The 12,874-nt window shown below is 66.2% G+C and carries 13 protein-coding genes; 3 read left to right on the plus strand and 10 right to left on the minus strand.

What is annotated here, in order from left to right; genetic code table 11:
- Nucleotides 1–18: 18 nt before the first annotated feature.
- Together ACAH41_RS04935 and ACAH41_RS04940 are read right to left on the minus strand one after the other, a co-directional pair.
- Entirely contained in the window at nt 19–1,806 is a 1,788-nt protein-coding gene (locus tag ACAH41_RS04935) for an acyl-CoA dehydrogenase C-terminal domain-containing protein (protein ID WP_325653071.1), read from the minus strand.
- Nucleotides 1,807–1,829: 23 nt separating this feature from the next.
- Nucleotides 1,830–2,474, minus strand: a complete 645-nt coding sequence (locus ACAH41_RS04940; RefSeq protein WP_325653069.1) for a TetR/AcrR family transcriptional regulator — start codon at nt 2,472–2,474, stop codon at nt 1,830–1,832.
- A gap of 306 nt (nt 2,475–2,780) precedes the next feature.
- Here ACAH41_RS04940 and ACAH41_RS04945 point away from each other — a divergent pair, with 306 nt between their 5' ends.
- The gene (locus ACAH41_RS04945) at nt 2,781–3,338 is read left to right on the plus strand and encodes an HNH endonuclease (protein ID WP_325653067.1); all 558 of its coding nucleotides are present in this window, start codon (nt 2,781–2,783) and stop codon (nt 3,336–3,338) included.
- Nucleotides 3,339–3,484: 146 nt separating this feature from the next.
- On the opposite strand, the gene erpA is transcribed toward ACAH41_RS04945, so the two are convergent.
- The 5 genes from erpA to rplM form a co-directional block, all read right to left on the minus strand.
- Nucleotides 3,485–3,868: an iron-sulfur cluster insertion protein ErpA gene (gene erpA, locus ACAH41_RS04950; protein WP_325653066.1), complete on the minus strand. Its 384-nt coding sequence runs from the start codon at nt 3,866–3,868 to the stop codon at nt 3,485–3,487.
- A 59-nt stretch (nt 3,869–3,927) separates the two neighbouring features.
- Entirely contained in the window at nt 3,928–4,326 is a 399-nt protein-coding gene (locus ACAH41_RS04955) for a polymer-forming cytoskeletal protein (RefSeq protein WP_325653091.1), read from the minus strand.
- Nucleotides 4,327–4,438: 112 nt separating this feature from the next.
- The gene (locus tag ACAH41_RS04960) at nt 4,439–5,110 is read right to left on the minus strand and encodes a DUF6776 family protein (RefSeq protein WP_325653064.1); all 672 of its coding nucleotides are present in this window, start codon (nt 5,108–5,110) and stop codon (nt 4,439–4,441) included.
- A gap of 218 nt (nt 5,111–5,328) precedes the next feature.
- Nucleotides 5,329–5,721, minus strand: coding sequence for a 30S ribosomal protein S9 (gene rpsI, locus ACAH41_RS04965; protein ID WP_325653063.1), 393 nt, complete (start codon nt 5,719–5,721; stop codon nt 5,329–5,331).
- Nucleotides 5,722–5,731: 10 nt separating this feature from the next.
- On the minus strand, nt 5,732–6,160 hold the full coding sequence (gene rplM, locus ACAH41_RS04970; RefSeq protein ID WP_325653089.1) for a 50S ribosomal protein L13: 429 nt from the start codon (nt 6,158–6,160) through the stop codon (nt 5,732–5,734).
- Nucleotides 6,161–6,562: 402 nt separating this feature from the next.
- Here rplM and ACAH41_RS04975 point away from each other — a divergent pair, with 402 nt between their 5' ends.
- Nucleotides 6,563–7,288: a GNAT family N-acetyltransferase gene (locus ACAH41_RS04975; protein ID WP_325653061.1), complete on the plus strand. Its 726-nt coding sequence runs from the start codon at nt 6,563–6,565 to the stop codon at nt 7,286–7,288.
- 31 nt (nt 7,289–7,319) lie between these two features.
- Nucleotides 7,320–8,384 carry a serine/threonine protein kinase gene (locus tag ACAH41_RS04980; protein WP_325653059.1) on the plus strand — a complete coding sequence of 355 codons (1,065 nt, stop codon included), beginning with the start codon at nt 7,320–7,322 and terminating at the stop codon, nt 8,382–8,384.
- A gap of 118 nt (nt 8,385–8,502) precedes the next feature.
- Here ACAH41_RS04980 and htpG read toward each other — a convergent pair whose 3' ends face one another.
- The 3 genes from htpG to ACAH41_RS04995 form a co-directional block, all read right to left on the minus strand.
- Nucleotides 8,503–10,383 (minus strand): molecular chaperone HtpG, encoded by a 1,881-nt coding sequence (htpG, locus tag ACAH41_RS04985; RefSeq protein WP_325653057.1) that lies wholly within the window; start codon nt 10,381–10,383, stop codon nt 8,503–8,505.
- Between the two features lie 118 nt (nt 10,384–10,501).
- Nucleotides 10,502–11,674 carry a HupE/UreJ family protein gene (locus tag ACAH41_RS04990; protein ID WP_325653055.1) on the minus strand — a complete coding sequence of 391 codons (1,173 nt, stop codon included), beginning with the start codon at nt 11,672–11,674 and terminating at the stop codon, nt 10,502–10,504.
- Complete coding sequence (locus ACAH41_RS04995; RefSeq protein WP_325653053.1) at nt 11,671–12,873, minus strand: hypothetical protein; 1,203 nt, start codon at nt 12,871–12,873, stop codon at nt 11,671–11,673. Before ACAH41_RS04995 ends, ACAH41_RS04990 begins: the two co-directional genes overlap by 4 nt.
- Nucleotide 12,874 lies beyond the last annotated feature (1 nt).

The following is a 12,874-nucleotide window of genomic DNA, read 5'->3' on the forward strand; positions in this document are numbered from 1 at the left end:
CGGCGGCGCTCGGCGACATCAGAAAAGCGCTTCGTCCATCTCCAGTGGGGCCAGCCCGGCGCGGCAGGTGCGAATCAGGCTGGCCGTCTCGGGCAGCAACTTGGCAAAGTAAAAGCGCGCGGTGATCAGCTTGGCCTTGTAGAACGGGTCGCCCGAGTTCTGCTTTTCCAGCGCGATCTTGGCCATGCGTGCCCACATGTAGGCGAACACCAGGTGACCGACCACGCGCAGGTAGTCCACCGCAGCGGCGCCGACCTCGTCGGCATTGCCCATGGCCTTCATGCCGACTTCCATCGTCAGCTTGGTGACCTTCTCGCCCAGGTCGGCCAGCGGATTGACGAATTCCTGCATCTCTTCCGAGATGCCTTCGTCTTCCACGAACTGGGCGACCATCTTGCCCAGCTTCTTCATCTTCTTGCCGTTGTCACCCAGGATCTTGCGGCCCAGCAGGTCCAGCGACTGCACGGTGTTCGTGCCTTCGTAGATCATGTTGATGCGGGCGTCGCGCACGTACTGCTCCATGCCCCATTCGTGGATGAAGCCATGGCCCCCGTAGACCTGCATGCAGTGCGAGGTGGCGATCCAGGCGTTGTCGGTGATGAAGGCCTTGATGATGGGCGTCAGCAACGCGACGGCATCGGCTGCTTCGGCACGCACCGCTTCGTCCGGATGGTGCAGTTCTTTGTCCAGCTGCACGACCGTGTAGGTGGCCAGCGCGCGGGCGCCTTCGGCGTAGGCGCGTGCGGTCAGCAGCATCTTGCGCACGTCCGGGTGCACGATGATGGGGTCGGCCGGCTTGTCCGGTGCCTTCGGGCCGGACAGCGCGCGCATCTGCAGGCGGTCCTTGGCATAGGCCACGGCGTTCTGGTAGGCCACTTCGGTCAGGCCCAGCGACTGGTTGCCAACGCCCAGGCGGGCGGCGTTCATCATCACGAACATGGCCTGCAGGCCCTTGTTCGGCTGGCCGACCAGGGTACCGACAGCGTTCTCCAGCACCAGCTGCGCGGTGGCGTTGCCGTGGATGCCCATCTTGTGTTCGAGACCGGCGCAATAGATGCCGTTGCGCTCGCCCAGCGAGCCGTCGGCGTTCACCATGAACTTCGGCACCACGAACAGCGAGATGCCCTTGGAGCCGACGGGCGCGTCCGGCAGGCGGGCCAGCACCAGGTGGATGATGTTGTCCACCATGTCGTGTTCGCCGGCCGAGATGAAGATCTTCGCGCCGGTGATCTTGTAGCTGCCGTCGGCCTGCGGTTCGGCCTTGGTGCGCAGCAGGCCCAGATCGGTGCCGCAATGCGGTTCGGTCAGGCACATGGTGCCGGTCCATTCGCCGCTGGTCAGCTTGGGCAGGTAGGTCTTCTTCTGCTCGTCGGTGCCATGCGCGTGCAGCGCTTCATAGGCGCCATGCGACAGGCCTGGGTACATGGTCCAGGCCTGGTTGCCGCTGTTCAGCATTTCGTACAGGCACTGGTTCACCGTGTGCGGCAGGCCCTGGCCGCCATAGGCCGGGTCGCACGACAGGGCCGGCCAGCCGCCTTCGACGTACTGCTTGTAGGCCTCCTTGAAGCCCTTGGGCGCGCTCACCTCGTGCGTGGTCTTGTCCAGCGTGCAGCCTTCGGCGTCGCCGCTCAGGTTGATCGGGAAGATCACCTGCGAGGCGAACTTGCCGCCCTCTTCCAGCACCGCATTGATGGTGTCGACGTCGACCTCGGCAAAGGCCGGGATCTGCTTGAATTCGCTGGCGACATCAAACAGCTCGTGCAGCACAAACTGCATGTCGCGCACGGGAGGGTTGTACTGGGGCATGGAGGTCTCCTGATGGACGTCGATTAACGATGGGCCGCGCGCGGCGCCAGAGGGGAAAGCGTGGCCTCGGCCAGTTCGGGCGAGGCGGCGTAATCGCGAACGATGCGGGCGAAGCCGGCGCGCGCACGCTCCACGGCACCGGGGTGGCGAAGAAAACGGGCGTCGTGATGCAGCGCCAGGATCAGGCCGTGCACCTCGAACAGCATTTGGCTCGGGTCGGTGTCAGGCCGCAAGTGACCGCTCTCGACGGCCAAGCGGATGGCCCGCTCCATGGCCGCCTGCCAGGCCTTGACCATGCCGGCCAGCGCGTCACGCACCGGGCCGGGCCGATCGTCGAACTCGACCGCACCGGAGATGTAGATGCAGCCGGAGTCGATTTCGACCGCCACCCGCTTGACCCAGTTCTCGAACAGCGCGCGCACACGCGGCAGGCCACGCGCCTCGCGGATGGCCGGGAAGAACACCTCTTCCTCGAACTTCGCGTGGTATTCCTTGATCACCGAGATCTGCAACTCTTCGCGGGAGCCGAAGTGGGCGAACACGCCCGACTTGCTCATGCCAGTGACCTCGGCCAGCGCGCCGATGGACAGGCCTTCCAGCCCCATGTTCGAAGCCAGGCCCAGCGCTGCATCGAGGATCGCGGCGCGGGTCTGCTGACCTTTCTGCATGGTGCGGGCGCTGGCGCGGCGAGGAGCTGGCTGACTGAGCACGGTGGGACTGCCGATGGATGTCGGTTCGGAATGAAACGAACGATCGTGCTATTTTGCAGAAATCAGTCCCGGCACGCGAGTCCTTGCCCGTGTTTTTTTTGGGGAGATGCATTGCCGCCCGCCCGGCGCGTTGCGTTTTGCCCGGTAACGGAGGCGAATCGAGGGTTTACCCGCGATCATCGTGGCGACGGCGACGTCACGACTCGACGCTAGCAGGCCTTCACCGGGCAAGTTATGCTTGACGGTTAAGGAGTGCGCCACATCATGGAGGTGCTACAGCTGGACATCTCGGGTCGCCCGCAGGCATGGATGACGGTCAAGGAAGCCGCCGTCCTCTATGCCAGCAACGCCATTGCCTGGACGCTGGGGGATGCCTTCCATGTGATGCGCGGCGGCATGCAGCGCACCACCGGCCTGCAGTCCCGCATCGAGTTGCACCCCATCATTGCCGTGCGCGGCGCCATTCCTTCCCGTGCCTGGCGCCAGGCGCCGGCGCTGGCCAACCCCAAGCTGTTCACCCGCGACCGCCATGTGTGCGCCTACTGCGGCCACCACTTTGCGTTCGACGAACTGACCCGCGAGCACATCATCCCGGTCTCGCGCGGCGGACAGGACAGCTGGATGAACTGCATCACCGCCTGCCGCGGCTGCAACGGTCACAAGGGCAACCGGCTGCCCGAAGAAGCCCGCATGAGCCTGCTCTACCTGCCCTACGTGCCCAGCCTGCACGAGGACATGATCCTGCGCGGCCGCCGCATCGTCGCGGACCAGATGGAGTTTCTGCTGGCCAGCGTGCCCCGCAGCAGCCGCCTGCACGGCTAGATGTGAGCACCCGGCCTCGCGAGTACGCACGTCCACCCGCCGAGCGGGTTGCGCTGCCGCCTTGTATGCTTTAACCCGCATCGTGAGAACGGAGCGCCCAGCAAAAAGCCGCTCGAAAGCGGCTTTTGTTTGGGAGCAACGCTCGCTCAGACGGAGAAACTGGAGCCGCAGCCGCAGGTGGTCGTGGCGTTCGGGTTCTTGATCACGAACTGGGCGCCCTGCAGGTCTTCCTTGTAGTCGATCTCGGCACCGCTGAGGTACTGCAGGCTCATCGCGTCGATCAGCAGCGTCACGCCGTTCTTGCTCATCTGCGTGTCGTCGTCATTGACGATTTCATCGAAGGTGAAGCCGTACTGGAAGCCCGAGCAGCCGCCGCCTTGCACAAAGACCCGCAGCTTCAGGTCCGGATTGCCTTCTTCGGCCACCAGGTCGGCGACCTTGGACGCCGCGCTGTCGGTGAAGACGATGGGGGCCGGCATGTCGCTGGTGGCATCAGCAGCAGGGGCGAAGGTTTCGGCGACGGCGTTCATGGCAAATCCTTGGAAAAAATCTAAGCGAGGCGGCTGGGCGGGAACAGGCTGAACAGGTTTCAGACCTCGTTCGAGGCCGCCAGCTTCAGTGTCGGCTTGTCTTCGATGGCAGACCGAGGCCTCAATTCTCCATCGATGGTGGCACCCTGGTGCATTTCAAGGGCTTCATAGCGCACATCCCCAACGATTCTGGCCTTCGGTTGCAGTTCCAGCAGTTCGCTGGAGTGCACGGGACCGTGCACCTGCCCGTTGATGATGACGTGTCCGGCGTTGACCCTGCCCGTCACCCGGGCATTTTCGCTGATCACCAGCAGGCTGGGGCCTTCGCCATCGGCGACCACGTCGCCGTGGACTTCGCCGTCGATGCGCAAGCCCTCCTTGAAGCGCAATTCGCCTGAAACCAGGTTGCCCTCGCCGATCAGGCTGCGGATCGGGGGCTGCTTCTTCTTGCCGAACAACATGAACTGAAACTCCTCAACGGTCTTTGGTCTTCAGTCCCGGCCGGCGGATGTGGGTCGCCTGTCCCGTGAACTGCCCAACGCATGGCGCCAACGGATGCACGAAGCGTGCTCAGAATTTCAGCGTTTGCGTGGCACACACGATCCCAGCACTGTCCATCACCCGCAGGAGGACGGATTTGACCACGGCATGCGCCAGGCCGTCGACCCGCCCTTCCACCCGTGCGTACTGCTTGACCTGAAGCGGCTGCGCGCCGCCAGGCAGCGTCAGGGTCCAGGGTTTGCCGTCCTCGGTGCCGGAAAAAGTCAGCTCGTAGCGGCCGGTGAAAGCCTGCGCCTGGCGGCCGCTCTGCATCACCAGCAGCTGGTAGCGCCAATGGCCGGGCGATTCCTGGTCGACCTGCAGGCCGCGCACCTGCAGCGGTTCCGCACCGGCGCTGGCCGTCGTCGGCAGCAGCCGCTCGAAGAAGCCCAGGTCGGCCTTGAGGCTCATCTTCTCGGCTTCGGACTGCTTCAGCTGCTCGACCAGCCGCTCCTCGGCAGCGCGCTCGGTCTTCAGCAGGCTCTCTGCCGTGTTGGCAATGGACTGCGCATGCTCGCGCTCCTCGCGCAGCTGGCTCAACTCGTTGCGCAGCCGGATCAGCTCGGCCTGGGCGCCGCGGTCCAGTCCGGCAATCTCCTTGCCAAACTCGAAGGCCCACAGCGCAATGGCCGCCGAGAAGCCCAGCACCACCGCCGCCGCGACCCAGCGCAGCGGCCAGGCCATCTGGCTGCGCACGGTCATGCGGGGCGAAGAAATCGACAGACGGCGGCGAATCAGTTTCCAGCGCATCGTATTGGGCGTAAGCGAACTTCAGAAACGCCAAAGGCCGCAAATGCGACCTTTGACATGTGCCGGGCTCACCGGCCAACCCCAGCAGCCTCCGCGGATCCGGCTCTGCCGGGCCGCTGGAGGCGCCCCCTTAAGGGGGAGGCGCCGCAGGCACCTCGGGGGTGGGCTGTTTAGCGCTTGCTGAACTGCTTCCTGCGACGCGCGCCGTGCAGACCGACCTTCTTACGCTCGACTTCACGCGCATCACGCGTCACGAAGCCGGCGTGGCTCAGGTCAGGCTTGAGCGTTGCATCGTAATCGATCAGCGCACGGGTGATGCCGTGACGCACCGCGCCGGCCTGGCCGGACTCGCCGCCACCGTGCACGTTGACCTGGATGTCGAAGGTCTCGTTGTTGCCAGTGAGCAGCAGCGGCTGGCGCACGATCATGATCGAGGTCTGCCGGCCGAAATATTCGCCGACGGCCTTGCCGTTGACGACGATCTGGCCAGTGCCCTTCTTGATGAAGACGCGAGCAACCGACGACTTGCGACGGCCGGTGCCATAGTTCCAATTACCGATCATTCAGCGCTCCTCAGATTGCCAGCGGCTTGGGCTGCTGAGCGGCGTGCGGGTGCGTGTCACCAGCGTAAACCTTCAGCTTCTTGATCATCGCGTAGCCGAGCGGACCCTTGGGCAGCATGCCCTTGACGGCCTTTTCCAGGGCGCGACCCGGATGCTTGGCTTGCATGTCCTTGAACTTGGTGCCGTAGATGCCGCCCGGGAAACCGGAGTGACGGTAGTACACCTTGTCGTTGGCCTTGTTGCCGGTGACACGGATCTTGTCGGCGTTCAGGATGATGATGAAATCACCGGTGTCGACGTGAGGCGTGTAGATGGCTTTGTGCTTGCCGCGCAGTCGGAGTGCCACTTCGCTGGCAACACGTCCGAGCACCAGATCGGTGGCGTCAAGCACAAGCCACTCGTGCGTCACTTCGGCCGGCTTGGCGCTGAAGGTCTTCATGAGAGGTTCTCTTTGAAAGAGAGGAAACGGCTGTTCGAACGGCTGGCCATTCACCATCGGAACCACTTGGAGACTGCCTTCACCGCAGCGCGCACGTGAAGCACACGTGGCAGACTGGGATATTTGCAGCCGGCGGCCTCTCAGGCTTCCGGTTGCCCTGCTTCACTGGTGTTCAGTCATCGCTGGCTGAACATTGCAAAATCCTTGCAGAACTTTGCAGAAGCATGACCCGTTCTCCCCGCCGATTGCGGGAAAGCCGACGAGTATAGCCCAAGTCGCAGACGCTGCAAACCGGTCACCGGCCGCAATCCCCCTTCTGCTCGGGGCTTCGATGCTGGCTGCCGAGGTTATACTAGGGTTTTCCCTTGGTTCATGTCGATCACCTCTCGAATGGGAACGCACATGGCTGACCCGGTCCAGGCGCAAACGCCTCAGCCTCCCGCCCAGTACCGCTGGATTCCGATTCGCTCGCTGGTTTCGCGCCACCGCGGGCGGGTGCTGTCGCATCTGCTCGCGCTGAGCGCGGAAGACCGCTACCTGCGTTTTGGCTACATGGCCAGCGACGAGCAGATCAAGCGCTACGTCGAGCGGCTGGATTTCCATCGCGACGAGATCTTCGGCATCTTCAACCGCCGGCTACAGCTCATTGCGATGGCCCACCTGGCCTACCTCAGCGACGGCATGCTGGGCACGAGCGGCCAGCAGAACGTGGCCGAATTCGGCGTTTCTGTGACCTCCGCCGCGCGTGGCCGCGGCTATGGCGCACGGCTGTTCGACCACGCGGTGCTGCACGCCCGCAACCGCGGCGTGACCCAGCTGATCATCCACGCGCTGAGCGAAAACACCGCGATGCTGCGCATTGCCCGCAACGCCGGCGCGAGCGTGGTGCGAGACGGCGGCGAAGCCGAGGCGCGCCTGCAATTGCCAGGCGACTCGCTGGCCTCGCGCATGGAAGCCTTGGTCGAAAGCCAGGCCGCCGAGCTGGACTACCGCTTCAAAAGTAATGCCCAGCACATGGACCGGCTGGTCAACTTCTTCAGCTTCGGCTTGCTGCGCAGCCGCAAGCAGGCGGCCGCCGCGAACAGCGAGCTGGACGCGACCCAGGACCCGCCAGAGCCCCGCGCCTGAGCGGCAGACAGCACGGGCGTACCATGCCCCGATGCCTGTTTTGCCCTCGGACTCCCCTTCTGCCGCCGCTTGCGCTTCCCCGTTTGCCGCGCTCGACCCACAGGCCGTGCTGCAGGCACTGACGCTGGCCGGCCTGCCAGCCGATGGCCGGCTGCTGCAGCTGAACTCCTACGAAAACCGCGTCTGGCAGGCGCATCTGGACGATGGCCGCGTGGTCGTCGCGAAGTTCTACCGGCCCGAGCGCTGGACGGACGCACAGCTGGCCGAGGAACACGCTTTTTCCGCCGAACTGGCCGAGGCTGACCTGCCGGTGGTGCCGCCGCTGGTGCTGGCGCCGCAGTGGGAAGACCCGGCCTTTCGGCTGGTGCACGGGGTGCCGACGCTGGGCATTGCCGATGTGAATGGCGCGACCTTCCGCATCGCCGTCAGCGAGCGCCGAGTCGGCCGCGCGCCTGAGCTGGAACAGCCCGAAACGCTCAGCTGGCTGGGCCGCTTGCTGGGCCGGCTGCATGCGGTCGGCAAGCGCAGCGCCTTCGCACACCGCCGCACGCTGAACGCCCAGACCTACGGCCACGCCGCGCGCACGCGGCTGCAGGCCTTGGGGCTGGTGCACCCGGACACCGAAGGCGTGTGGCTGCGCGCCAGCGAACGCGCGCTGGCGCTGGTCGACCAGGCTTTCGCGCGGCACGAAAACCTGCGCCTCATCCGCCTGCATGGCGACTGCCACACCGGCAACGTGCTGTGGCGCGAGGAAGGCCAGTACGCCGGGCCGAATTTCGTCGACTTCGACGACTGCTGCATGGGCCCCGCGGTGCAGGACCTGTGGATGATGCTGCCTGGCGAACGTGGCGCGACCGAAACCGCGCTGTACCACCTGCTGGACGGCTACCGGGACTTCGCCGATTTCGACGACCGCGAGCTGCTGCTGATCGAGCCGCTGCGCACGCTGCGCATGATCCACCACAGCGCCTGGCTGGCCGAACGCTGGTCCGACCCGGCTTTCCCCATCGCCTTCCCGTGGTTCGCCAGCCCGTCCTACTGGAACCAGCAGGCGACCGAGCTGCAGGAGCAGGTCGAGCGCATGAGCGACCTCTGATTCAAGCACCCCAACCGGAACAGGAGCGCGGCCGGCGCCGGGCCGCCCCAAGGCGGGCGCGCCAACCCGCCCGGCGGGTGGTCTCGCGTAACCGCGAGACCGGGTGCCCCACTTCGGGTCAGGCCGACAGCAGCTTGGTGACGCGCTGCACGTAAGCCGCAGCGTCTTCCAGCTGTCCACCTTCGGCCAGCACCGCCTGGTCGAACAGGATCTGCGCCAGGTCGTCGAAACGTGGGTCGTCCAGCATGCGCTTGACCAGCGCGTGCTCCGGGTTCACCTCCAGGATGGGCCGGGTCTCCGGCGCTTCCTGGCCGGACTGCTTCAAGAGCCGCGCCAGGTGGCCGCTCATGTCGCCTTCCTCGACCACCACGCAGGCGGGTGAATCGACCAGGCGGTTGGACACGCGCACGTCCTTGGCACGACTGGCCAGCGCAGTCTTCAGCTTCTCGACCAGCGGCTTGAAGGCCTCGGCGGTTTCTTCGGCCTTCTTCTTTTCTTCCTCGTCCTGCAGCTTGCCCAGGTCCACCGAGCCCTTGGCCACACTTTGCAGCTGCTTGCCTTCGAACTCGTGCAGGTGCGAGAGCATCCACTCGTCCACACGCTCGGCCAGCAGCAGCACCTCGATGCCCTTCTTGCGGAAGATCTCCAGCTGCGGGCTGCTCTTGGCGGCGGCCAGCGAATCGGCCGTGATCACGTAGATCACGTCCTGGCCTTCCTTCATGCGCGAGACATAGTCCGCCAGGCTCACGCCTTCGTCGGCATGGGTGGACGAGAAGCGCAGCAGCTTGGCCAGGCGCTCCTGGTTCTGGAAGTCCTCGCCAATGCCTTCCTTGATCACGTTGCCGAACTCGCCCCAGAACTTCTGGTACTTGGCCTTGTCGTCCGCGCTGTCGCTGTCGGCCAGGCTTTCCAGCATCGACAGGATGCGCTTGGTCGAGCCTTCGCGGATTGCCTTCACATCCCGGCTTTCCTGCAGCAGCTCGCGGCTCACGTTCAGCGGCAGGTCGGCCGAGTCGATCACGCCCTTGACGAAGCGCAGGTAGACCGGCAGCAGCGTCTCGGCGTCGTCCATGATGAAGACACGCTTGACGTACAGCTTCACGCCGCCGCGCTTGTCCCTGTTCCACAAGTCAAACGGCGCCTTGGCGGGGATGTACAGCAGCTGGGTGTATTCGCTGCGGCCTTCGACGCGGTTGTGCGTGTAGGCCAACGGCGGCTCGCTGTCGTAGCTCAGCTGCTTGTAGAAGTCCTGGTACTCGGCATCGGTCACCTCGCTCTTGCTGCGGCTCCACAGCGCGGCGGCCTTGTTGACGGTTTCCCATTCGTCGGTGACGACCTGCTTGGAAGCTTCCGCGTCCCAGGTCTCCTTCTTCATCAGGATGGGCAGCGAGATGTGGTCGCTGTACTTGCTGATGATGGACTTCAGGCGCCAGGTCGACAGGAACTCGGTTTCCTCGTCGCGCAGGTGCAGGATGACGTCGGTGCCGCGGCCTTCCTTGGTGATGGTTTCCAGCTCGAACTCGCCGGTGCCTTCGGAGCTCCAGCGCACGCCTTGGTCCGCCGGCAGGCCGGCGCGGCGGCTTTCAACCGTGATGCGGTCGGCCACGATGAAGCCGGAGTAGAAGCCCACGCCGAACTGGCCGATCAGCTGCGCGTCCTTCTTCTGGTCGCCGTCCAGCTTGGCCATGAACTCGCGTGTGCCGCTCTTGGCGATGGTGCCCAGGTGGGCTGCGGCTTCTTCGGCACTCATGCCGATGCCGTTGTCGCGGATGGTCAGCGTCTTGGCCTCGGCGTCGAACAGCACGCGCACCTTGAGGTTGGGCTGGTCTTCGAACAGCTGCGGATGGTCCAGCGCTTCGTAGCGCAGCTTGTCGCAGGCGTCGGACGCGTTCGACACCAGCTCGCGCAGGAAGATTTCCTTGTTCGAGTACAGCGAGTGGGTGACGAGGTGCAGGATCTGCTTGACTTCGGCCTGGAAGGAATGGGTCTGCTTGCTCATGGGTCGCGAACGGGAAAAGGGGTTGGCAAAACGCCCCCGCGAGCCAAAGCTCAACGGGGGTTTGGCGGCCATCTGGGGCCGCGCTGTCGCTTTTCAAGCCCGCCAGTGTCGCCCCAGTTCAGCCAGACCCGAGCAGCTTCAGGTCAAAAACCCGCTCCACCAGCCAGATCCCGGCCACGATGGCGATCAGCACCGAGCCCACCGGCAGCACGCCGCGGCGGTAGAAGCGCGTGGCCCGCAGCCACCAGGCCAGCGGCAGCACACAGGCCACCACCGCCGCCTGCCCCAGCTCCACGCCCAGGTTGAAACCCAGCAGCGAGCTGACCAGCGCGCCATTGCCCAGCCCCATGTCCTTCAGCACGCTGGCAAAGCCGAAGCCGTGCACCAGGCCGAAGACAAAGGTCATCTTCCAGCGATCTTGACCGAGCAGCGGCCAGAGGTTGTTCAGCGCGGCGGCAATGACGCTGGCGGCGATCAGGGACTCGACCCAGCGTGTCGGCGGGTTGAACACATCCAGCACCGCCAGCGCCAGCGTGATCGAGTGCGCCACGGTGAAGGCGGTCACCACCTTGGCCACGCCCAGCAGGACCACGCGGCCGTTGGGCGCCGGCTGCCATTCGCTGCGCAGCACCATGGGCGGATTGCGGCGCAGACGCAGCAGCACCGAGGGCAGCAGCAACGAGAGCAGGAACAGCACGTGGTCGGTGCCGATCAGGATGTGGTGCACGCCTTCGATGACAAAGCCGAAGAAGCCGGACGGCGTCTCGCTGGCCGACTCCGCCGCCACACCCGAAGCCGCAGTGGCAACTGAGGCTGCGCCCGGCACCAGCACCTGCAGCCGCTCGCCGGTGGGCGTGATCAGCCGCAAGACGCCACGGTGCGTCGGGTCGCTGTCGGCAAACAGCTGGTAGCCGACCTGCAGCGAGCTGGCGTCGCGTGGGCATCGCCACTGGCGCGTGAGCACCGCGTAGACGCCGTCGCTGTGACGGTCCAGCTGCGGCGGTCCGGCCGGACCGGCCACACAGGCTTCGCCGCCCACGCCGAGCTGCAGGCGGGACTGCACCAGAGAGTCGATCTGCGCCCAGCGCGGCCGCACCTCGCCCCAGGTCAGCTCGCCGTTGTCGTTCTGGTCCAGCACCAGCTCGCGGTCCAGGTCGCGCAGCGCCACGTCTACGCGGGCTTGCACCAGGGTGCCGTTCACCGTCATCTGCAGGTAGGCGTCGCTCGGCTTGTGCGCCTGGGCCAGGCCGCTGCCGAGCAGTAGCAGCCAGGCAAGCAACGCGCGGTTCATGCGCCGGCTCCCACGGTGCGCGACAGCCGGACCAGCGTCGCGTCCTGCCAGCCCTGCGCCTTCGCGAAGGCCAGCACCGGCGCCATCGCCTGCGGCTGGCCAGCGGCCTGCGCGGTGCGCACCAGCAGCCAGGCATCGGCCGGCTCCTTCTGGTGCGACCAGTTCAGCTGCGCCTGCGCCAGGGCCTCTGCCGGCTGGCGCATCAGGTCCAGCGCCCAGCGCGCCTGCTCGCGCGCATGGCTCGGGTCGCCGCGCAACGCAGCAGCGGCATAGCGCTCGCCGAGGTCGCTCACCGCGGCGTCGGCCTGCGGATCGTTCAGTGCACGCCAGGCCAGCGCCAGGCGCAGCAGCAAGGTGTCGGACGCTTGCTGGCCGGCCAGCAGCCTGGCGACCTGCGCCGCCTGGCCATGGTCCAGCAGCCAGTCGGCATAGGCGGCGCGGGTGTAGACGTCGTCGTTCAGCGCCAGCGCCTGCTTGAAATGCCGGCCGGCGCTGGCGTCGCCCTGGCGCTGGGCCATCTCGGCGCGCAGCAGCCACAGCCAGGCATCGTCCGGCCCGGCTTGCAGCAATTTGCCGAGGGCAGCGGAGGCTCGCCGCTGCTGGCCTTGCAGGCTGTCCAGCTCGGCGAGTGCCGCCAGGGCCGGTTCGCCGACGGTCCGGCCCAGCGCGGCATAACGCGAGCCGGCGAGTTGTTCGTAGCCTTTGCGGGCACCGGCCCAGTCGCCGGTGACTTGCAACACCGCGGCGCGCGTCAGCTCGGCCTGGGCGCGCAAGGGCAGCGGGGTGTCGCGGTCGGCCAGCAGGGCAGACAGGTCTTGCAGCGCCGGGGCGAACTGGTGGTTGCGCTGCAGGATGGTGGCGCGCAGCAGGCGCACCGGCGCCGGCGGCGCGGGCAAGGCCCACCACGGTGCCAAGGCGGCCTCGGCCTGGCCCAGTTCGCGCGGGTCGCCACTGCGGCGGCTGCGTTCGATCGCCTGGCGCGCGATGGCCAATGCCAGCGGCAACGACGCCGGCGCTTCACGCAACGCGGCGCGCTGCGCCCTTTCGGCGCGGCGCTCGGCCTGGCCGCCCACGCGCGTCGGCAAGGCCTCGACCACTTCGGCATCGCTGGCCGGCACAAACGGTGCGGCGGGCGACGCGAGCGGGCAACCGAGCAGCAGCAACACCGCGAGAAAGCGGCCAAAAGTACAGGCGGGCATG

It is taken from the genome of Ideonella sp., assembly GCF_041287625.1.
Taxonomy (GTDB): domain Bacteria; phylum Pseudomonadota; class Gammaproteobacteria; order Burkholderiales; family Burkholderiaceae_C; genus Ideonella.

Bases quoted from the DNA above. Each gene is read 5' to 3' on its own strand.
- erpA (WP_325653066.1), bottom strand. From the start codon at position 3,868: ATGAACGCCGTCGCCGAAACCTTCGCCCCTGCTGCTGATGCCACCAGC.
- rpsI (WP_325653063.1), bottom strand. From the start codon at position 5,721: ATGATCGGTAATTGGAACTATGGCACCGGCCGTCGCAAGTCGTCGGTT.
- ACAH41_RS04945 (WP_325653067.1), top strand. From the start codon at position 2,781: ATGGAGGTGCTACAGCTGGACATCTCGGGTCGCCCGCAGGCATGGATG.
- rplM (WP_325653089.1), bottom strand. From the start codon at position 6,160: ATGAAGACCTTCAGCGCCAAGCCGGCCGAAGTGACGCACGAGTGGCTT.
- ACAH41_RS04960 (WP_325653064.1), bottom strand. From the start codon at position 5,110: ATGACCGTGCGCAGCCAGATGGCCTGGCCGCTGCGCTGGGTCGCGGCG.
- ACAH41_RS04935 (WP_325653071.1), bottom strand. From the start codon at position 1,806: ATGCCCCAGTACAACCCTCCCGTGCGCGACATGCAGTTTGTGCTGCAC.
- ACAH41_RS04975 (WP_325653061.1), top strand. From the start codon at position 6,563: ATGGCTGACCCGGTCCAGGCGCAAACGCCTCAGCCTCCCGCCCAGTAC.
- ACAH41_RS04940 (WP_325653069.1), bottom strand. From the start codon at position 2,474: ATGCAGAAAGGTCAGCAGACCCGCGCCGCGATCCTCGATGCAGCGCTG.
- ACAH41_RS04995 (WP_325653053.1), bottom strand. From the start codon at position 12,873: ATGCCCGCCTGTACTTTTGGCCGCTTTCTCGCGGTGTTGCTGCTGCTC.
- ACAH41_RS04980 (WP_325653059.1), top strand. From the start codon at position 7,320: ATGCCTGTTTTGCCCTCGGACTCCCCTTCTGCCGCCGCTTGCGCTTCC.
- htpG (WP_325653057.1), bottom strand. From the start codon at position 10,383: ATGAGCAAGCAGACCCATTCCTTCCAGGCCGAAGTCAAGCAGATCCTG.
- ACAH41_RS04990 (WP_325653055.1), bottom strand. From the start codon at position 11,674: ATGAACCGCGCGTTGCTTGCCTGGCTGCTACTGCTCGGCAGCGGCCTG.